The organism is Bacillus sp. FJAT-42376, assembly GCF_003816055.1.
Classification (GTDB): domain Bacteria; phylum Bacillota; class Bacilli; order Bacillales; family Bacillaceae; genus Metabacillus_B.
Window position 1 is genome coordinate 1,456,579 of the sequence record NZ_CP033906.1, and the last position, 20,214, is coordinate 1,476,792.

Annotated in this window: 22 protein-coding genes and 1 riboswitch; of the genes, 13 read left to right on the plus strand and 9 right to left on the minus strand. The window is 44.7% G+C overall.

The window, feature by feature from the left end; genetic code table 11:
• Positions 1–290 precede the first annotated feature (290 nt).
• The 3 genes from CEF21_RS07440 to CEF21_RS07450 form a co-directional block, all read right to left on the minus strand.
• On the minus strand, positions 291–1,184 hold the full coding sequence (locus CEF21_RS07440) for a DMT family transporter (protein WP_346773372.1): 894 nt from the start codon (positions 1,182–1,184) through the stop codon (positions 291–293).
• Positions 1,181–1,729, minus strand: coding sequence for a bifunctional transcriptional activator/DNA repair enzyme AdaA (locus CEF21_RS07445; RefSeq protein ID WP_123914656.1), 549 nt, complete (start codon positions 1,727–1,729; stop codon positions 1,181–1,183). The genes CEF21_RS07440 and CEF21_RS07445 overlap by 4 nt, the downstream gene beginning before the upstream one ends.
• Before the next feature lie 95 nt (positions 1,730–1,824).
• A complete protein-coding gene (locus CEF21_RS07450) occupies positions 1,825–3,075 on the minus strand; it encodes an ATP-binding protein (protein WP_123914658.1) in 1,251 nt (416 codons plus the stop codon).
• 205 nt (positions 3,076–3,280) lie between these two features.
• Here CEF21_RS07450 and CEF21_RS07455 point away from each other — a divergent pair, with 205 nt between their 5' ends.
• The 3 genes from CEF21_RS07455 (at position 3,281) to CEF21_RS07465 (ending at position 4,143) form a co-directional block, all read left to right on the plus strand.
• Entirely contained in the window at positions 3,281–3,547 is a 267-nt protein-coding gene (locus CEF21_RS07455; RefSeq protein WP_241156785.1) for a hypothetical protein, read from the plus strand.
• A 7-nt stretch (positions 3,548–3,554) separates the two neighbouring features.
• Positions 3,555–3,806, plus strand: coding sequence for a hypothetical protein (locus CEF21_RS07460; RefSeq protein WP_123914660.1), 252 nt, complete (start codon positions 3,555–3,557; stop codon positions 3,804–3,806).
• Between the two features lie 127 nt (positions 3,807–3,933).
• Positions 3,934–4,143 (plus strand): hypothetical protein, encoded by a 210-nt coding sequence (locus CEF21_RS07465; protein ID WP_123914662.1) that lies wholly within the window; start codon positions 3,934–3,936, stop codon positions 4,141–4,143.
• Here the strand turns inward: CEF21_RS07465 and CEF21_RS07470 are convergent.
• Positions 4,140–4,397 carry a hypothetical protein gene (locus CEF21_RS07470; RefSeq protein WP_206427802.1) on the minus strand — a complete coding sequence of 86 codons (258 nt, stop codon included), beginning with the start codon at positions 4,395–4,397 and terminating at the stop codon, positions 4,140–4,142. The genes CEF21_RS07465 and CEF21_RS07470 overlap by 4 nt on opposite strands.
• A 91-nt stretch (positions 4,398–4,488) precedes the next feature.
• Here CEF21_RS07470 and CEF21_RS07475 point away from each other — a divergent pair, with 91 nt between their 5' ends.
• Complete coding sequence (locus CEF21_RS07475; protein WP_241156786.1) at positions 4,489–5,139, plus strand: hypothetical protein; 651 nt, start codon at positions 4,489–4,491, stop codon at positions 5,137–5,139.
• A gap of 403 nt (positions 5,140–5,542) precedes the next feature.
• Here CEF21_RS07475 and CEF21_RS07480 read toward each other — a convergent pair whose 3' ends face one another.
• Together CEF21_RS07480 and CEF21_RS07485 are read right to left on the minus strand one after the other, a co-directional pair.
• Positions 5,543–6,589 carry a ribonucleotide-diphosphate reductase subunit beta gene (locus CEF21_RS07480; RefSeq protein WP_123914664.1) on the minus strand — a complete coding sequence of 349 codons (1,047 nt, stop codon included), beginning with the start codon at positions 6,587–6,589 and terminating at the stop codon, positions 5,543–5,545.
• Between the two features lie 12 nt (positions 6,590–6,601).
• On the minus strand, positions 6,602–8,851 hold the full coding sequence (locus CEF21_RS07485; RefSeq protein WP_481747663.1) for a ribonucleoside-diphosphate reductase subunit alpha: 2,250 nt from the start codon (positions 8,849–8,851) through the stop codon (positions 6,602–6,604).
• 132 nt (positions 8,852–8,983) lie between these two features.
• A riboswitch (cobalamin riboswitch) is annotated at positions 8,984–9,163 on the minus strand.
• Between the two features lie 197 nt (positions 9,164–9,360).
• Between CEF21_RS07485 and dat the strand changes: the two genes are divergently transcribed.
• From dat to CEF21_RS07530, 8 genes are all read left to right on the plus strand, one after another.
• Positions 9,361–10,218 (plus strand): D-amino-acid transaminase, encoded by an 858-nt coding sequence (dat, locus tag CEF21_RS07490; protein ID WP_123914666.1) that lies wholly within the window; start codon positions 9,361–9,363, stop codon positions 10,216–10,218.
• A 141-nt stretch (positions 10,219–10,359) separates the two neighbouring features.
• Positions 10,360–11,160 (plus strand): SGNH/GDSL hydrolase family protein, encoded by an 801-nt coding sequence (locus CEF21_RS07495; RefSeq protein WP_123914668.1) that lies wholly within the window; start codon positions 10,360–10,362, stop codon positions 11,158–11,160.
• Positions 11,157–12,071 (plus strand): ABC transporter ATP-binding protein, encoded by a 915-nt coding sequence (locus CEF21_RS07500; RefSeq protein ID WP_123914670.1) that lies wholly within the window; start codon positions 11,157–11,159, stop codon positions 12,069–12,071. Before CEF21_RS07495 ends, CEF21_RS07500 begins: the two co-directional genes overlap by 4 nt.
• Complete coding sequence (locus tag CEF21_RS07505) at positions 12,064–13,044, plus strand: DUF2705 family protein (RefSeq protein WP_123914672.1); 981 nt, start codon at positions 12,064–12,066, stop codon at positions 13,042–13,044. The genes CEF21_RS07500 and CEF21_RS07505 overlap by 8 nt, the downstream gene beginning before the upstream one ends.
• Positions 13,045–13,736: 692 nt before the next feature.
• Positions 13,737–14,081 carry a histidine kinase gene (locus CEF21_RS07515; protein ID WP_241156787.1) on the plus strand — a complete coding sequence of 115 codons (345 nt, stop codon included), beginning with the start codon at positions 13,737–13,739 and terminating at the stop codon, positions 14,079–14,081.
• Positions 14,082–14,142: 61 nt separating this feature from the next.
• On the plus strand, positions 14,143–14,385 hold the full coding sequence (locus CEF21_RS07520) for a hypothetical protein (RefSeq protein WP_123914676.1): 243 nt from the start codon (positions 14,143–14,145) through the stop codon (positions 14,383–14,385).
• A 175-nt stretch (positions 14,386–14,560) separates the two neighbouring features.
• A complete protein-coding gene (locus CEF21_RS07525) occupies positions 14,561–15,046 on the plus strand; it encodes a hypothetical protein (protein WP_123914678.1) in 486 nt (161 codons plus the stop codon).
• A 211-nt stretch (positions 15,047–15,257) separates the two neighbouring features.
• Complete coding sequence (locus tag CEF21_RS07530) at positions 15,258–15,626, plus strand: hypothetical protein (RefSeq protein ID WP_123914680.1); 369 nt, start codon at positions 15,258–15,260, stop codon at positions 15,624–15,626.
• 283 nt (positions 15,627–15,909) lie between these two features.
• Here the strand turns inward: CEF21_RS07530 and CEF21_RS07535 are convergent, their stop codons facing one another.
• Positions 15,910–16,692, minus strand: coding sequence for a GNAT family N-acetyltransferase (locus tag CEF21_RS07535; RefSeq protein ID WP_123914682.1), 783 nt, complete (start codon positions 16,690–16,692; stop codon positions 15,910–15,912).
• 151 nt (positions 16,693–16,843) lie between these two features.
• On the opposite strand from CEF21_RS07535, the gene CEF21_RS07540 reads away from it, so the two are divergent.
• A complete protein-coding gene (locus CEF21_RS07540; RefSeq protein ID WP_123920054.1) occupies positions 16,844–17,881 on the plus strand; it encodes an alpha/beta fold hydrolase in 1,038 nt (345 codons plus the stop codon).
• Between the two features lie 34 nt (positions 17,882–17,915).
• On the opposite strand, the gene nhaC is transcribed toward CEF21_RS07540, so the two are convergent.
• On the minus strand, positions 17,916–19,301 hold the full coding sequence (nhaC, locus tag CEF21_RS07545) for a Na+/H+ antiporter NhaC (protein ID WP_123914684.1): 1,386 nt from the start codon (positions 19,299–19,301) through the stop codon (positions 17,916–17,918).
• 246 nt (positions 19,302–19,547) lie between these two features.
• The gene (locus tag CEF21_RS07550; RefSeq protein ID WP_123914686.1) at positions 19,548–20,060 is read right to left on the minus strand and encodes a universal stress protein; all 513 of its coding nucleotides are present in this window, start codon (positions 20,058–20,060) and stop codon (positions 19,548–19,550) included.
• Positions 20,061–20,214: the final 154 nt, after the last annotated feature.

The window sequence follows — 20,214 nt, forward strand, 5'->3', positions numbered from 1 at the left end:
CCGCCCGCCCCGCGGAAAGCGAACGACTGCAGCGGAAATCAACAGCCAAGTCTAACAGCGCTTTTGAAGAAAGCATGAAAAACAATAAAACCGAACGATTACGAACCTCTATACCAGAGATTCAAATAATCGTTCGGTTTTTTTTTATAAGTCGGAAACCTTTTGTCCCAGCCTCATTTTTGTGTGAATTTAACTGCGAATTAGAATTTGAAATGCAAGCATTTCATAATGAGATTTTAAATTTGGCATCTCAAAAGTAACCTTGTTACGGGTAGACCCGGCCTCTTTTTTTACGCAGATTCACCGATTGAAACGGCCGCTTTCTTTTTCCTGGTCGCCAGATAGACGCCGGCCAGAATGATAAACAGTCCCAAAACGGCGTGAGAGCTGATTTTCTCCTGCAGCAGGAAGGATCCCCACAGCAGGGCGGTGACTGGAATAAGGAAGGTAACCGAAACGGCCATTTCCGGTCCGCCCTCTTTTGTGATGTAATAAAAAAGAAGCTGGGCAATGCCTGATCCAAAACACCCGAGTCCGATAATCGCAAGGATCACTGGACCATTGGCGAGAGCCGAAAGTTCAATAGGCTGTGAGAAAAGCATGCCGATCAGTCCAACGATTGCACCGACCATCAGAGAGACAGCCGTCGTAAACAGTACTCCGCTGTTCCCGAGGTATTTTCTCGTCAGCTGGGCTGAAGTTCCATAGCACAGAGTGGCGATCAGCATCGTGCCGACTCCCGTGAAATTTTCCTGAGCGAGCTTTACGACGTCAAAGTCGATGAAAATCAGGATTCCGATCAATCCCATAAACAGCCCGATCCACTGTCTTGCGGCCAGGGCAGCCGAGAAAAACAGGATACCGATCAGTCCGGTCCACAGCGGTGTGGTGGCATTCAGGATTGAAGCCGAGCTGCTCGAAATGACCGTTTCACTGAGCGCGATTAAGCCCCATGGCAGCCCGGTGTTCAGGACGCCAATGACCAGGAGCGGGATCCAGGGAATCTTGCGCGGAATGGCTTTTCTTTTTGCAAGTAAAAGGGGCAGGAGCAATAAAGCCCCGGCTGCACACCTCAAAAAGACCGTCCCCCACATGCCGGCGGGGCCGACGAGTACCTTAATAAACACAAAGGAAAGCCCCCAAATAAGACTGAGGCCTCCAAGAGCAGCATATACACGAATCATGTAAGCACCTTCTGTCTGAAATGGGATGGAGATTCACCGGTCAGCCGCTTGAACACCCGTGAAAAATGGGAGGGCTTTTTGAAACCGGTCAGGCTGGCGATTTCCGCAATCGAATAGGCTCCTTCCTTCATCATGGCTTGAGCCGCTTTAATGCGGACTTCCGCTGCATATTGAGCAGGGGATTTCCCTTCAATCTCTTTAAACGTTTTCTGAAAATAATAGGGGCTGATATAGAGTGCATCGGCTATGGTCTGAAGAGTCAGATCTTCTCGGTAATTCTCTTCAATCCATCTTTTGGCATTCCGTACAAGAAGCCTCTTAGGGTCAGGAAGTCCTTCCTCATCGGGCCGGCACCTCTTGCAGGGACGGTAGCCCTGGTGAAGGAAATATTCCGCAGAGCTGTTCACTTGAACATGTTGTCTCAGAGGAGTCCTTGAACGGCAGGATGGCCTGCAGAATATGTTCGTTGTTTTCACTCCGTAGAAAAACCGTTCGTCAAAAGCTTTACTGCAGGATACGATGGCATCCCATTCGTGATCGCGCATGGCCGCTCACCTCCGTTTGTAACAAGTTTAACATCTTTCAGCAGATGAAAACGGGTGGCGGAAAGGAACAGCAATAATCGATAAGCGGTAGCCTGTTAAGCCGCCTGGGGAATAAGAATGATAAATTCGGTCCCTTTATCCTTTTCGCTTTTCACCAGAATCTTCCCCTGAAAAGACCGGACAATTTGAAAACTTACCATCATTCCCAAGCCTGTTCCGGTTTCCTTTAAGGAATAAAATGGAGACCCGAGCCGCTCCAGCTGAGTTTCGGTCATCCCAATTCCCTCATCCTTAATCGTGATTCTTACATATCCATCTTCAGTTGGCTCGCATGTTATCCAGACGATTCCTCCATCCGGCATAGACTCGATTGCATTTTTAAAAATATTAATCAGTGACTGGTTCAGTTTTTGCCGATTAGCATAAATCCAGCAGCTCTCGCGAATATCCGTTTTCAATTCAACATGATGGTTCAAGGAGTAACTCTGAAGGATGCTGACTGCCCGAAGCAGCTGATCACCAGCATGAATTCGTTCATCATTATGGACGGCCGGTTTGCCGAAAGAGAGGAAATCATGGATAATTTCATTTGCCCGATCCAATTCTTCAATCGATAGCTGAAGATATTCCTTCTTTTTGTCCGGCAAGTCCGGATCGTCCAGCAGCTGGAGAAAGCCTCTGGTTACTTGCATCGGATTTCTGATTTCATGGGCAAACACACTTGCCAGCTCGCCGATGACCCGGAATTTTTCTGAGTTTTGCATGTCTGATCTCAGCTGGTGAATTTCTTTAATGGTTTCATTTAACGTCGTACAGAACCAAGTAACAGCCAATACAAAGACCAGATGAATCATCTGTATTTTAAGGTTATCGATGGAAAAACCTTTAAACCATCCGAAAATAGAAATACCTGTCAATAGATAGAAAAAAGAAAGGCCGACAGCCATTTTAACCCGTTTATCTTTATTCGAACGAATGAAGGCTTTTTGAAAATACAGGAGAACAGGAAGGGAGATGGATAAGACAAGAACCGTCGTATAAAATCCCGTACTGATTCCAAGATAAAGCCGGTAAAGGACGATTAGGGCTGACAGAAAGATGCCCGGCCAAAAACCGCCATACAAAATGCCAAAAAGAAGTGGAATAATTCTCAAATCCAGACGGGCATTATGGCCGAAACTAACTGGGAAGGACATACAAAACAATATCGAAATCCCCCATAGAACAGACATGAAGACCTTTCTATTTTTATGACTCTTTATCTTCTCCGTGATAAAAGTAAAGTAAATAAAAATGGGTATGGCCATCAGTGCGAGCTGCAGCAAAAAATCCTTAATTATACTCATCTTGGCTACCTTTCCTGTTCCGTTCTACAGCTGGATTCTTACATTCAGCTCAGTCTTTTTCCTTATAAGAAAAATTGAATTATAGTAGCTATTATACTTTAAAATTATCAGAATTTGTCGACGATTTAATCGGCCAGGCCATTTTCTTTCCCGGCAGGTCCATTCACATCGCTCAGAATCACTACATATAGTAAGGTAAATTTGCATGAGAGAAACGGAGGATGGGATGATGCCGGTTTCCGTCGTTTTTAATCAGATTAATGTGATTAGCATGTCTGCTAATTGCATCATTTCTTCTGGACAGAACAGCCAGTCGGACTGGAATGCCCAAGGGAAATTTAATTCGGGCAATGGCAACTACGTAAACTCAGCAACGATTGGATGCACGAATATTATCAATGATCAAGATCTGTTTGATATGGCGATTTCCCAGCCGGAAAATATAAATCCGCAGCCGACTACTCAGTTCTAAGAAAACGATGAAAAGTCTGCACATTCAATTTTCCAATATAAATGTTTCGGCCATTTCGGGGAATTCCGGTATTTTTACCGGCTCAAACTATCAATATAACTGGACGGTCAACAAGAAAAGCAATGCGGGCTTCGGGAAAATGATTGGATATGACAATCTGTCCATGCAAAATGCGAATATTGTCCACGATAACGATGTAATGGATTCTGATTTTTCTCAAACAGAAGGGACCATTAACCAGCCGACTACGCAAAGCTGAAATGGAAAGCGCCATCTTCCGGGATGGTTTTCCTTTTGATTACACGCATACTTGGACAGGAAGGGATATATATATTTAATAATGAAGCTAAGGTTCTGTGGACAAGCAGAGGAAAGGGGCTTTTTCGATGCCGAAGATCCATTTTCAATCGGTAAACGTGAAGCGGATTCAAAATAGCTCCGGGTTATTTTATGGAGAGAACATTCAATATAAATGGAAAAATAGATCAGGGGTTTATGAGGGGTTTGGAAGAGTAAGCGGGAATGGCAATAAGATTTATAACAATATCACAGTAGAAGAAACGCAGGAGAAAAAAGCGGATGAAGGTTCGAGCTAGCCTTTTTCTTTAGTGATTTGCTGAAACACCTTTTCCGGTGATTTTTTCCCATGATCGTGAAGAACAAGATGTGTGTTTTGAAAAACGGCATTATCATGTCCGGACACGGTGCCAAAGCCCGAATGATGGCTGTCAAGCGACGAGGTCCAGCTGATCTGCATGTTTTTTCCGATAAAGACACCGGCATTATCTGCCATTTCCAGCACGTTTAAATCTTTAAATATGATTTCAGGGGAAAGAAGGGAACGTTTCATATTTTCCTCCCTCAATTCAAAATGTCAGTCCGCCAGGCTCATTTTATCGTATGCTTCAGCTGGGCGGAACGTGCAAAAGGGATGAAACAGGATGGCTTCGGATGAAAAGGGATGGTTCGAACTTCTTCAGAGGATGGAGAAAAGACTTGAAGCGATAGAGGAAACGGTCAAAAAAACACAAAGCCATGTAAATCAAACCTTCTATATTGAGCATATGGAGACAATGAACGTTCAGCAATTAACTTATGAATTGCAAAAGGTGGATGTAAAACAGCTGAGCGGGACATTGAATATAGGAAATACGTTTTCCGCGAAGACTCACCGGCATGCCCAGCCTGAAAGACAGGTGAAAGAACCAATTTCCATTAGAATTAATGGAAAGAGCATTCCTTATGAAATGGATAATGAAAATCCTAAATCACATGAGGTCCCAGATGAAGAACGGCCGCTTTCTGCTGACTTCAGAATCGGGGACATTCATATCGGTACCGTAGAGGATGCGTCTGCTGTGAACTTCGGCAATAACTTCCCGACCGATTTTAAAAGCAGCAAAAAGCATAACCAGGGCTTCGGCAACATCCTGGGCGACGGCAATGATATTCATGATATCCTCTCCCATCAAGAGGAAAGGGATGTCACCGAAGTCTTCAGCGAAAGTCCCGACCAGCCGGAGCCTGAGTGGCTGAAATGGCTGAAAGAGGAGCAGAAAAAAGATCAGGATGAAGAAGAGGAAGCGGAATGAACGAAGGAGGGGCTGCTGAAAGATATTCTTTAGCAGCCCCTCCTTTTTGAGGTGGGAGGACCCAGGTTTAGTATTTAGGTTTAGTACCTCGGTTTAGTACCCCGGTGCCAGTCCCGTACTTTATTAGCGGACGAAAGCTCTGGCACCAACTCTGTAAACCGTTGGCGCGCAAGGGGTTGAGGAGAGGTGCCTCTGTCCCGCTTTGCGGTGAAGCAGTGCGGGACTGACCCTGTGCCAGTCCCGCAATCTATTAGCGAATTAAAGCTCTGGCACCAACCCTGTGAACCGTTTCCACGCAAGGGATTGAGGAGAGGTGCCTCTGTCCCGCTTTGCGGTGAAGCATCGCGGGACAGACCCCATCATCCCATCATCCGCCACCCGTCACCCCAGCCAAAACCCACCATCATAAATCATCAAACCCATTATCCACGTTATTAACCTTCGTATACTGCCTTGATTTCTGTTCAAAGAAATCAGACTTTCCGAGGTCCACTTCTTCGTAGGCTTTGATCCACTTGAGCGGGTTTGTCCGGTAGCCTTCAAGCGGGCGGTCATAGCCGAGCTGATTGGAGCGGACGTTGGCATAGAATTTGATGTAGTCCTCCAGGTCCTTCATGCTGATGCCATCCATTTTGTTTCCGATCATATGGCGGCCCCATTCGATTTCAAGTTCGGCTGCTTCGACCATTGTGCTTTCGACAAAGCGTTTAAGGTCCGGTGTATCATACTCCGGATACTGGACAAGCACTTCTCTGAAAATTTTCACGAACAAATCGACGTGAATTTGCTCATCGCGGTTGATGTAGTTGATCATTGTGCTTGTGGCCACCATTTTCTGATTGCGGGCAAGGTTGTAAAAGAAGGCAAAGCCTGAATAAAAGAACAAGCCTTCGAGAATGACGTCGTACACAAGTGACTTCAGCAGGTTTTCCACGTTCGCATTTTCAGCGAAAGCCTTGTAGCCGTTGGTGACAAAATCGTTTCGCTTCCTCAGGATTTCCTCGCTTCGCCAATACTCGAATACTTCATCCTGCTTGCTTTTCGGGACGATGCTTGAGAGCACATAAGAGTAGGAATGATTGTGAATCACTTCCTGCTGGGCGAGCATAATCATGAGTGCGTTGATGCTTGAGTCGGTGATGTAGTCAGCGACTTTTCCGGCATAGTCGGTCTGAATGCTGTCGAGAAGGGCAAGGAGGCCGATGATTTTCAGAAAGGCATCCTTTTCGTGCTCCTCGAGATCCTTGAACTGCTTCACATCCTGGGACATGTTGATTTCAAACGGGGTCCAGAAGTTGGAGAGCATTTTCTTATATTTTGAATACGCCCACGGATAGGCCACGTCATCCCAGTTCAAAATGTTGGAGCTCCGGCCGTTGATCAGCGCTGTGGAACGGTTCGGCGCATCCGGATCCATTATGGTCCGCTGCGAAAGAGCGATGTCTGTCATCTGTTTTTCCTCCTAGCTCGCACAGGAATCGCAGTCTTCGATGAGGCTTGAGGTGGAGCGGACGTAATAAGTCGTTTTCAGTCCGGCGCTCCAGGCACTCATATGAAGATCAAGCAGTTCCTTTGCTTTAATCGTGTTCAATACATAAAAGTTAAATGAAATCGACTGGTCGATATGGCGCTGTCTCGCGGCGTTCTGTTCAATGCTCCAATGCTGGTCCGTGAAATAGGCGGATTTATAGTACCACGTCGTTTCCGGGCTTAAATCAGGTGCGGTTACCGGAATCTTGTAATCTTTCTTTTCCTCCGAATAGACCTTTTGGAAAATCGGATCGATGCTTGCGGTGCTTCCGGCAATAATCGAGGTGGACGCGTTTGGCGCGACAGCCATCAGGTAGCCGTTCCGCATACCGTTTTCCGCGATTTGCTGCTGAAGCGCCTGCCACTCATCCGATTGGTAGCCCCGGTTTTCAAAATACGTGCCGGTTGCCCAGCCTGACCCTTCAAAGGCCGGGTACGCTCCTTTTTCTTTTGCGAGTTCTGAGCTCGCCTGGATGGTTAAGTAAGAAATTTTTTCGTACAGCTGATTGGCATACTGGACGGCTTCTTCGCTTTCCCATTTGATGCCTTCGAGGGCTAAAAGATGGTGCCAGCCGAACGTGCCGAGTCCGATGGCACGGTATTTGGAATTGGTCAGCTTCGCCTGCAGAACCGGTATATCATTTAAATCGATCACATTATCGAGCATCCGGACCTGAATCGGGATCAGTCTCTCCAATACATCCCCGGTAACCGCTTTCGCGAGGGAAATCGAAGACAGGTTGCAGACGACAAAATCGCCGGGGGTTTTGACGGTGATGATTTTTCCATCCTCTGTATATTGCTCATCCATCGTTGTCGCGCTCTGGTTTTGGGTGATTTCTGTGCAAAGGTTCGTGCAGTAAATCATGCCTGCGTGCGAATTGGCGTTCATCCGGTTCACTTCGTCCCGATAGAACATAAACGGTGTTCCCGATTCCAGCTGGCTGATCATCATCCGCTTCATAATCTCAATCGCCGGTACTTTTTCTTTTGCTAAATCGGGATGGCGGACACATTCCCAGTATTTTTTACGGAAGCTGCCGCTGCCTTTTTTCTCGTCAAAATAATCTTCGAGGCTGAAGCCGAGTGTTTTTCTGACCTCATGAGGGTCAAATAAATACCAGTCGCCGCGTTCCTCTACCTGCTCCATGAATAAATCCGGGAGACACACCCCTGTAAACAGGTCATGGGTGCGGAGGCGTTCGTCCCCATTATTCAGCTTGGAATCAAGGAAAGAAAAGATGTCTTTATGCCATACATCAAGGTATACGGCAATCGCGCCTTTCCGCTGGCCGAGCTGATCAACGCTGACTGCTGTGTTGTTCAGCTGTTTCATCCATGGGAGCACGCCGGAGGATACCCCTTTGAATCCGCGGATATCACTGCCGCGGCTGCGGATTTTCCCGAGATACACCCCGATGCCGCCGCCGCTTTTGGATAGATTGGCAATGTCTGTGTTGCTGTCAAAGATCCCCTGGAGGCTGTCATCAATCGTATCGATAAAGCAGCTGGACAGCTGTCCGACGGATTTCCCGGCATTTGATAGAGTGGGAGTTGCAACGGTCATATATAGATTGCTCAGTGCCCAGTAGGCTTCTTTGACAAGGTGAATTCTGTGCTCTGCCGGCTCACCAGCCATCAGGGTCATCGCAATGATCATAAACCGCTCCTGGGGAAGCTCCATCACGTTCTTGCTGTAGTCGCGGGCAATGTAGCGGTCAGCAAGCGTCCGGAGACCGATATAGGTGAAGAGAAGATCACGTTCCGGCTCAATGGCCTCGCCAAGCTCGCTGATTTCTTTCGGCGTATACCTTTGCGGAATCAGGTCTCCGTAAATGCCGATGCTGTGGAGCTTATCGATCAATTCTAGAAAAGATCCGTACTTCGCCGGCCTCTCGTAGCCGCGGCTTCTGGCTGCTTCTGAATAAAGCTCGTCCAAATACAGTCGGGCACAAAGGTAAGTCCAATCCGGCTCGAGCTCTGATATGTTCGCCAATCCTTCTAAAATGGCGAGGTTCTTCATTTGTTTTTCTGTATATGTATCTCTCGCTGCGATGGCTTCCATCAATCTCTCTGTAAAAGAAAGCAAATCCAGGTGTGGGAAATCTTTTCCCGCTTCCTCGATCCATTGCATAAAATGCTGCTGATCAAATGGCCTTTTTACGCCTTTTTCATTCGTCATTACGGTGGTCATCGCCATCCTCCTCCAAGGGAAAATAAAAAATCCGCTCTTGGCAATTGAGCGGATCAAACGATAGAATAAAAGAGAATCTTTTACTTCCACCGTTTCATCTTCCCAATCCCCGGGAAAAGCGAAACATATCCAGCATCGGCAGGTCTCCTGACTTGTGCTTTTTCCTACTTTGAGCCCTTCCCGTACCAATTCGTACAGTGGCATGCCCATTTCGTCACACTTACAGTTGCGGGGACAGTTCCGGTATCTCACCGGATTCCCTTTTAAGCTAATCGTAGCACCGTTTGCTGTGGAATATAATCAATATATAGTAGTTTAGTTGAAGTTTGTTTTCTATATCTTGTGTTTTGTATAGATACATATTATCGGACAAGAATCATAATTTCAACTATTTCCCCTTAAAAATATTCTTTTTTATTTGCGCCGATGTGCTTGACAACAACTTGGTCTACCGTTTGTAATGGGAGAAACAAATCTGAAAATTCCAGAGGTGTCCGATGAAAATTCTCATGAATCAGGAACTGATCGACCGAGATCAGGCGAAAGTAGATATTGAAGACAGAGGCTATCAATTCGGAGACGGTGTTTATGAAGTGATCCGGGTTTATGATGGAGAAATATTCACAATGGATGAGCATTTAGAGAGATTGAAAAGAAGTGCCGGAGAAATCAAAATTTCGCTTCCTTATGATCTGGAGGAGCTGAAGGACCGTGTAAGGGAACTCGTTTCAGTGAACGGGGTTTGGGACGGCGGCATCTATATGCAGGTGACGAGAGGAGTCAGCGCCAGGAATCATCTCTTTCCAGGGCCGGATGTAAACGCCCAGCTTGTCGCCTATCCCATTCCGTCGAAACGTCCGGCAGAGCTTCAAAAGACCGGGGTTGAAGTCATCACTGCGGAAGATATGCGCTGGAAACGCTGCGACATCAAAAGCCTGAATCTTCTGTGGAATGTGATGGCGAAGCAGGAAGCGTCGGATGCCGGCAAATATGAAACGGTTTTTGTGCGGGATGGAGTGATTACGGAAGGAAGCTCCACCAATTTTTACGCGGTAAAGGATGGAACCGTCTACACCCATCCAGCCAATAACTTTATTCTGAACGGCATCACCCGCCTGAAAATTATCGAAGCATGCCGGAATGCCGGAGTAAAGGTTGTGGAAAAAGAAATCCCGGCAGCTGATCTCGATCAGTATGAAGAAGCCTTTATTTCCTCGACCACCATCGAAGTCATGCCGGTTGTCAAAATCGACAGCCGCCCATTCAGCAGCGGAAGGCCGGGACCTGTCACCTTGTCCATTCAAAAAGCCTTCAGAGACCTGCTTCCAGACCGGGAAAAGAATAGAATGGTATAACGGACGATTAACCCCCTGGAAATTGTGTTCCAGGGGGTTGAACATTTTTTCATTTCAACACATTGATGAAACCGCTTCTGTAAGCTTTTTCATCGATTTGAGGTACAATGAAAGAATCTCACTGAAAGGTGCAAACACGAAATGAAAAGTGTAAAACTGATAGCAGCCGTTTCATTGGCCGCAGGCATCGTATGGATAGGCGGTTTAGGATACACGATGAACAGCCAGTTTTTTCAGCAGCCTGCACCTCCCCCTAAAACAGATCCAAAAGAAGTGAATTCAAAGCCCGTTAAACAGAAGGATGAATACCTCGTGGTCGGCCTCGGCGATTCTCTGACCCGCGGAATCGGTGACGGAGACGGAAAAGGGTATGTCGGCTATTTAATGGATCATCTCAGAAGCAAGTCAAAAGAGAAGGTCCAGCTTTCGAACCTGGCGATCAGCGGCCTTAAATCACCCGGGCTCGAAAAGCAGCTTAAGCAGCCTGAAATTCAGCGTCAAGTCAGCGAAGCCGATGCCATCGTGATGACAATCGGGGGAAATGACTTATTCGCGGGCGGACAAGTCATGAATAACCTGTCCAGCGAATCGGTTGAGCAAACAAGAACGGCTTTCCTGAACCGGCTTGGCGGAATCTTTAAGCAAATCCGCACGATCAATCCGGATGCGACCATCTTTTATGTTGGCCTGTATAATCCGTTCAATGATCTTTCAAGCGGCTCCATGACCTCGTCCATTGTGAGAGACTGGAATTATTACACCGCAAAAGAAGCAGCAAAGTATAAGAAAACGATTGTCGTTCCTACCTTTGATCTGTTTGAACAGAATGTGAATGACTACCTATACAGCGATAAATTCCACCCGAACAGCGAGGGATATAAATTAATAGGAGAGCGGCTGTCCTCCCTTATGATGTTCAGCGAGGAGGGGAAGACAAAATGACAGAGAACGTGACGCTCTCGGTAACGGGTCTGAAGAAACGGATCAAAAAGAAGGAAATCATCAAGGGTTTGAGCTTTGAGCTGCAAAAAGGAGAAGTATTCGGATTTTTAGGACCGAATGGAGCTGGTAAAACAACGACGATCCGCATGCTGGTCGGCTTGATTAAACCGACATCCGGAAGGATTTCCATCTGCGGATATGATTTGGAGAAGCATTATACGAAGGCGATCCGGAATATCGGCTGCATTGTCGAGAATCCAGAGCTCTATCCTTATTTGAGCGGACGTGAAAATCTTGAGTATTTTAAACGGATGATTCCGGGTGTGACGATGGAGCGGATTGAAGAAGTGGTTCACCTCGTCCGGCTCGAGCACCGCATTGATGACCGGGTCAGCACGTATTCACTCGGGATGAGGCAAAGGCTCGGAATTGCCCAGGCGCTCCTAAGCAGTCCGAAAGTGCTCATTTTGGATGAGCCGACAAACGGGCTTGATCCGATGGGAATCCGGGAAATGCGCGAGTTTATCCGTTTCCTTGCTGAAAAAGAAGGATTGACCGTCCTTGTTTCTTCCCATTTGCTCAGTGAAATTCAATTGATGTGCGATAGGGTTGCCATTATGTCGAAGGGCAAGGTCCTCCGCATCGACACCGTGTCAGCCCTGCTGACAGAAAAAGAGCGGGTGATCTGGCATGCCGCCCCTCTTTCAAAAGCGAAGGAGCTGCTGGCGCAGGAAACCGCGATTCTTGCAGAGAAAGACGGGACGATTATAACGGCTAACGACGAAGCGCAAATCGCCCGCTGGAATGAAAAGCTTATTCGCGAAGGCGTGAGCGTGAAGGGAATCGAAGTGAAGCTCCCGACACTGGAAGACCTGTTCATTGAGCTGACAGAAGGTGAAACCATTGATTAATCTCATATATAACGAAATGATTAAAATCGTCCGCAAAAAAAGACTGTTCATCATTATGGGGATCATTGCAGTCCTTGCCGCCCTGTTTACCTATGCGCAAGTCAAAAAACATGAGGAAGCAGTGAAGCAAGCGGGAACTGAGGACTGGCGCACCCAGGTGCAGCAGGAAATCATCAATACCCAAAACAGGCTGAGCTCAGGCGGCATTTCGGGCGAGTGGAAAGAATTTTTGCAAATCCGGGTCAAACAGCAGCAATATTACCTCGACCATGATATCAATCCAACAGCGCCAGGTGCGCCGACATTCATGAAAACCTTCGCAGAAAATTCAATTGATCTGCTTCTGCCGCTCATGGTCATGGTCATCGCGAGTGACCTTGTTTCATCCGAGCATACAAACGGGACCATCAAGCTGCTGCTGACGAGGCCAATCAAAAGGTGGAAAATCCTTTTAAGCAAATATTTGACGCTTCTATTAGCCATCTCTTTCATTGTCCTGTCCGTCGGAGTGCTGACGTATCTTGTTTCGGGTACCGCCTTAGGCTATGGGGGATGGAATCTGCCTGTTCTGACCGGATTTACCGTGAACGGCGGGCAGCTTGATACAAGCCAGGTCCAGATGATGAGCCTGTGGCAGTACATCCTGATGGACTTTGGACTCGTCTGGTTCGTCGCGGTAATTGTCGGCACGCTCACATTTGCCCTTTCGTCCCTGATGAAAAGCACCGCCTCCGTTATGGGCGTCATGCTTGCCTCCCTTATAGCGGGAGCCATCCTCGCAAACATGGTTTCTGCATGGGACTCTGCGAAATATCTCTTTATGGTAAATTTAAGGCTGACGGACTACATCAGCGGCATGGCACCGCCGATAAACGGCATGACGCTCGGCTTCTCCATGACCGTCCTGACCATCTGGGCCGCTGTCGCTCTGGCCGTTTCGTTTTTCTTTTTTACGAGGAAGGATGTTTATTAAGCAGAGGGAATCCAGATTCTTTCTCAGTGGTTGATGCTGAGCACCGGTTCAGCTGAAAAGTTGAAAGATAGGAACTTTCACTGATTATATGGGAAAACAATGCTTCATTAAAAAGACCAGCTGATTTACGCAGCTGGTCACTTTTCATTTGCGAAAATAGAAAAATGGATGTGAATAGAGGGGATTAGAGAAGTGGAGAAGAAAGAATTTTAAAAAATAATTAATGACTGATTTTTAATAAACGGTTTCGTTAAAAAGGGAAATTTTACTATAAAGTTAGTGGTGAAGTGATCTGTTCTCTAGGTTTACAAAAATCAGACTATTCAAGTTGTTAAAGTTGTTACTATGTGAATGCGGGAATCGTCATAAAAGAAATTAACCCTAATCTGAAATGACTAAAAGATGTTGATGGTGATAGTAGATTCAGGTTCTACTTTGAAGTGAATGGAAATGCAGTTGACTGTTTGCCAATAGACCAATTGAGCGAAAATACTGTTATTATTACTTCTCTAAAGAATAATAGTTTCAAACTAGTGAACCCATCATTAGAACTTGAAGGACTTAAAGAACTATTAAACGATAAGCCGTCCTTTTATATCAAACAAAAATGGTGGTTAAAAGTGCTTAGGCATAGAAGGATAAAATGTTAGAGATAAAGTGATTTTATGATGATACCTTGAGAGGAGCAAATATTGTTATTTGAGCGACTGACAGAAACAAAAGATTATTGGGTTAACACTATATGTGAAGGTTTAGATGATAAAGCAGACTTAATATGGTCTGAAGTAGAAGCGGAGTACGAAATACTCCAGAAAAAACTTACAAGTCTGGAAGAAAGAGAAGCATATCAAAAAGTAGTGGATGAAGTTATTAAAGGTGTCATGCATTCGATTTTAGTAATGATTGATGGTGGAGACGAATTAGCTGATCGTATATTGTTAGACTTGATAGAACGTGACTCACGTAAGTCTCTCTCAATACAAACAGCTTTACACGAAAAGTTTTTTGGTTATTTGCTAGATAAAGAAATTGAGTGAAAACAGATGTAAGCCCCTTCAGTTATGCTAAAGATTCAAAAGTGATAAGGAGCAAGTAATCATGTTAAATCTAAGTAATGAAATGCTTTCTATATTAAGAAATTCTATAAGTTCTCAAAGACCCGACTTATTATGGGTCATTGAGCAAGAAGAGATGATTATCACGGAAGAAGTAGGTGATAAACTAAGAGACGCATTAAATGAAGAATTGCTCCAAAATGGTTTGAATAGTGATGAAAGCCCAAATCAACTAGGTTTTAAATTAGAATACTTAATAGATTATATTGGCAGATATTATTTCTGATATCTGTAATTAAGACTGCAAAACCTCTTTTTTATAGGTAATGAAATTACAGCAAAAGAAACTAATATTATATAAAAAGTTGCTTGGATATAAACCAACAAATAATAAAGAGTAAGGATATAAATAGGGTAGGTGTTTAATCATACACAAGTACAGAATTTCTAAGTATAACCCCTTGTTTAGGGATGAAGCTGGACGCTATCAGAAAAATGAGTGGACTGCAATCAGTGATATTGGGAAATCTTTCGATGGGATTTTATTAACAGATGAAGAGTATATAAGTGTTGAGGATCAATATGTTCGTGCAGTGAAACTAATCATGAAATTTCATTCCCTTACTAGTTTAAGGGCAGCAAATTTATGTCACTCATTCTCAAATGAAGAATTTTTAAATTTAATCAAACCTTATTCCCATTTGTATTCCGAAAGGTTACTTGACTTCTATTCAAATTTTAATGGAAGTCAGGCGGGTCTTGATGAAGTGGAGAGTTTTTGCAGGTTACAGCTAAGAGAAGATATCGGGGTTAAACTATTTGCTCCGAGAAAGCTAAAGGTATTTATCGGATACGATTATTTAATGGGGGTTTATAGTTCAAAATCATTGAATCCAATCATTCAGGAAATAAGCGCTATGGGACTGTTTGTCGAAGAATTTGATTGATAAGCCGAATGGTTCTTATTACAAAAAATGATTTACATTACCTGAACTGAAAATTAATCCGCATGTCTTTCAACTCGCGAAAAAAACATGACGTATCTCCCGTTATCGGACCAGAAAACCGAACATGGAAATAAAAGGTTTTTGAGTTATAGAAAAAGAAAGTAAAAGAACTAAAAATGTTCATATTAGATTGAGATAGAGGGCGGCTAAAGTGATTAGAATATATAGGGATGATGAGTATGCCCTGAAACTGGAATTTGATTTTACAGGTGCTACCGAATTAAAAGAAATGTTTAAGAAATCTCTTCATGAAGGGAGAGCATTTATTCAGATTAGTAATAGCTTTTTAGAAGATTACAAGCCGATTAATGTATTTTTAGTAACAAATCAGGGTAATCCCTCAGAGTTAACTTATAATGATGGGGAATTTATTTTGGACATAGATCCGGATATAATAGAGTTTTGTATGGATAGATTTAACGAAAGCATAAGTAAAAGGGGTTTCTTTCCTGCAGAAATTTGTGATGTTGACTATAAAGATACGGAGTTAACGATCTATGGCATAGTCATAGGGGAATAAACCTAAAAAAGACGGATGGCTACAATGTAGTCTTCCGTCTTTTTTATAGGCGGAAATTGGTCAGCAGGACGGAATTTAAAAATTACTAGCCATTGGAAGCCCTGTAAAATATATCGATCAGAATGGTGCAAAACATTTAGAAGGAAACGGTTGAGGCGACGAAACCAGCAGTCAAAAATATATTTGAAGGTATCAAACTGAGGAGAGACAACAGTCAGTTTTCCAGCTGTTATCTCTCCCCTCCACAACCGGCCACAACGGTCATTCAACTATCCCCATCTCCCTAACTCTGAATCTCCTTAATGCTCTTTCCTCCTAAAAACGCATGCCCCGTTTTCATTGAGGCAATGGTTTTAAAGCCGTAGCGGCTGTAGACCTTTTCAACCCTTTCATTGATCGGAAATACCCAAAGTTTCTCAATGTTTTTTCTCATGGCTTCTTTTTGGATAAAGGCGAGCAGCTCCCCAATCAGCCCTTTCCCTCTGTATGCCTGAAGAGTGGCGACGCTTTCTATTCGGGCCTGTTTGCCTTCTTCAAATATACAGGCAGCTGCACACGCTTCTCCGTCATAGCGGAGAAGATAGTGGGTGAAGGAGGGATGATTGAATTGTTTTTTGAAGATTTTTTCAATCACGTTCGTCCCGCCGAATTCTTTGATGCTGCATTGAATTTGAAGGGCCTCATGAAAATTTTCCAGATTGACCTTTTCAATCGTTACGTTCTGGCTCGGCACCGTTTCAACCTGTCCCGTCCAGATCTGAACAGGATTAGTCAGCTCTTCATATTGAAAACCTCTTGTCTGCAGTTCCGTAATGAATGATTGCTGCTTTTGAAGCTGATAGAGGTAGAATCTTGGGATGATGTTTCTGGACTGATAAAAGCGGATGACTTCATCGGCGACATCCGCCGGATTGGAACACTCCCCGCTGATATGGGCATGATTGGCATCATAATAGTTTGGCTCGTTTTCGTTTAAAAACAGGGAACCCCAAGGTGTATCTTTCCGTGTTGTGAACGTTTCCAGATAAGCGAAATCAAGTGTTAATGCTTCTTGCAGGTTCATTATGTGACACCTCTGATCTAATTTATACAGCTAAACTATAGTATAGCGTTACCGACTATTTTTAAAAAGGAAATTTACCTTTTATAGAATAATATGGTAATCTGTTTAAGGTTCTTAATCTTGTAGCTTATTGAACGGGCAGAAGGGGAATATGATGCAGCGTATAAAAAAAATCATGATGTACTCAACAGCAGCTATCATCTTATTCATCATTTTGGCACTTTTTTTTCCTTCTTGGACTTCAAACATTAAGGGAGATAACAGCATCCATGCGCTGGAACAAGTAAAAATCAACGGGAGCAATCATGAAATCATGATTCGAGGAACGGATAAAAATCATCCTGTTGTTCTATTTGTTCATGGCGGACCCGGATCCTCAGAGATTCCGTATGCTGCCAAATTCCAGGATCTGCTGGAATCCAATTTTACCGTCGTCCAGTATGACCAGCGGGCAAGCGGGAAATCCTATCATTTTTTCGAGGATTATTCGAATCTTTCAACAGACCTGCTTGTAGATGATTTACTGGCCATGACGGACTACATTTCAAAACGGCTCGGGAAAGAAAAAGTGATTTTAGCAGGCCATTCGTTCGGTACGTATATTGCGGCACTGGCGGCTTCCGAAGCCCCTGAAAAATATGAAGCCTATGTTGGGATCGGACAGATGAGTGATACAGCAGAAAGTGAAACGGACAGTTTAAACTACACGATTAATCAGGCTCAAAAAGCCGAAAATACGAAAGACGTGTCCGTGTTAAAAGAATTGGCAGACAAAATAAAAAAGGGGGAAGCGTTTACCCCGAGGGACCTTGTCATGAAATATGGCGGTGCTTCAAGAGGGATGAATAGCCCTGACGGAAATAACATCAGCATGCTTCTGAGCACTGAATACAATCTATTGGATGTTATCCGCTATAATTATGGAATTGCTTTTTCTCAAGAGACCCTGGTAAAAGAGGTTTTAAAAAAACCATTGTCTGATCGGGTAAAACAATTCGATTTACCGATTTATTTTGTTATGGGCAAGTATGATTATATGACTTCAACCGACGCGGCCAAAACCTATTTTGATCAACTGAATGCCGGGAAAAAAGAATTTATTACGTTTGATCAGTCCGCTCATTATCCGCAATTGGAAGAAAAGGAACATTTTAATGAGTGGATGTATAATACGTTTATCAAAAACAAGTAAAAAGAAGCAGCCAAACGGCATGCTTCTTTTTTCATCAGGCGGCCAATTTAATAGAATCGGCTTTCTTATCCGGCAGAAATCCGAACAAGATTGAAAAGATTGGAGACAGGTACAAAAAGAAAGCAAACGGCAGGTACTGTACAACGTCAACGCCGAGTGACTGGGCGAAAAAGGCTCCGCTGACACCCCATGGAACAAGGGGATTGACGAGGGTTCCTGCATCTTCAAGCGTTCTCGACATGTACTTGTTCGGAATCCCCAGTTTTCCGTACATCGGTTTAAGCGATTGGCCGGGAATCAGAATGGACATATACTGCTCGCCGGTTGAAAAATTGACGCTGACGGAAGAGGCTGCCGTCGATGCGATGAGCTGGCCCCGTGTTCTCACCTTTTTAATCAGTCCGTTCATCAGCGACTGGATGACCCCTAGTTTTTCCATTAAGCCGCCGAGGGCGAAGGCAATCATAATGAGGGAGATCGACCACATCATGGATTGAAGGCCGCCGCGGTTTAAAATGGAAGCAGCCTGTTCATTCGCTACTTCAAATTTCGTCCCATTTTGAAGGATGGTCATAAACTGGGCAAAGTCGCCATTGCCGGCTAAAATACCAGTGAGACCGGCTGTTGCCAGTCCAATGATCAGGGTTGGAATGATCGGTTTTCTGAGCATAGCGAGTGCAACGACGATAATAGGTGAAATTAACGTGAACCAGCCGGTATTGACCGCAGCTGAGATGGCTTTCGTGATTTCCTTCATTTCACCGGCTCCTGCCGGGTCTATGGCAATCGTCCGTCCCATAATGAAGAAAATAACGGCTGTCAGCAAAATAGCCGGGATCGTCGTCTTCGTCATATGGCGGATATGCTCGATGATGGAGATTTCAGCCACTCCAGCCGCAAAGTTTGTCGTATCCGACATCGGCGACATCTTATCCCCGAAACAGGCTCCGCAAATCACAGCGCCCGCAGCCCACTCCAATGGAATCCCGGCAGCTGCCGCAATTCCCATCAAAGCCACTCCTACCGTACTGACCGTCGTAAAACTGCTTCCCACAAGCATAGAAACAATCATGCAGCTGATCAGTCCTGTGATCAGAAGAAACTGAGGCTGAATCACGGACAGAGAAAAGTCAATAACGGTTGGAATGGTGCCGCTGAACATCCAGGCAGCAATCAGCATGCCGATCAGAGCCAAAACAAGAATTGGCTGGATGCCGTTCTGAATGCCGCTGACCATTCCTTTTTCAAGCGAGCTCCATTTTTGCCCCTTTGCTTTTCCGAATAGGGCCAGGAAAACCAGGCAGAGAATTAAAGGGAGATGGGGCTCTGTTTTTATATAGAAGAGACACGTGAATATCGTCCCCAGCATAACGGCTAAAATGAGTAATGAAGTTCTAAATCGAATAAAATCAGATTCCATGGCGGTCCTACTCCTTCTTTTTCACTTAAACGCTTTTATGCTTTTGTGCATAAAAGTATTATAGCAAGCCCTCATTATATGTCAATGGCAGGGGCTAAAGTAGGAATAGTGAGAAAACAATCACAGAACAGCCGCTAGCTGTGCTTGAAATAATTGGCTGAGAAGTCCGGCCCGCTATTAGCCTGAGTGTCTTTTACCAGGAAATAAAAAAAGCTGCCCGCGAAGAGCAGCATTTCTGCATTCTATTTATTTGGCAATCAGCACTGGAATGACCGACTCTTTGGTTACCTTTTCACTGACGCTGCTTGTAATAAGCTTCTTAATGCCGGATAGATTGCGCTGTCCGATAACGATCATATCGGCTCCGATTTCTTCAGCATAGGAGAGAATGGCGTCAGACGGGTTCCCGTCCATTACTTTTACTTCGCCTTTGATCTGGTTTTGCTGAAGAATGGATTGAGCTTCAGCTGTGATGCGGTTTGTCCCGTCTGTTGAATATTGCTCTTCGGGATAAGGCTGTTTGCTTGCTTCAACGACAGGGGGCATTGGATAATTAGTCATGCCATCTCCGCTCATCCGGTTGGCATAGAGCGGCTGAGTGGACGATGCGGTGACAGGCGGATTCGGTTCGTCTTCATATACATGAAGAACGGATAAATGGGCATTAAGCTGTTTGCTCAAGCTAATGCCGGCTGACAGTGCTTCCTTGCTGTCTTCTGATCCATTGAACGCGACGAGCAGGTGACGAATGGTATTCATTTTCCCCACATCCTTTTTTTATTTTTCATGATCTACCATTCCATACCCTTTTTGGTAAATATTAATCCATAAGGCTGCTACCCCTAGGAAAAGCTGCTTCTGTTCGTATCATTTATCGTTATGTTTTGATAGGGTAATGCGAAAAGTCATTGGA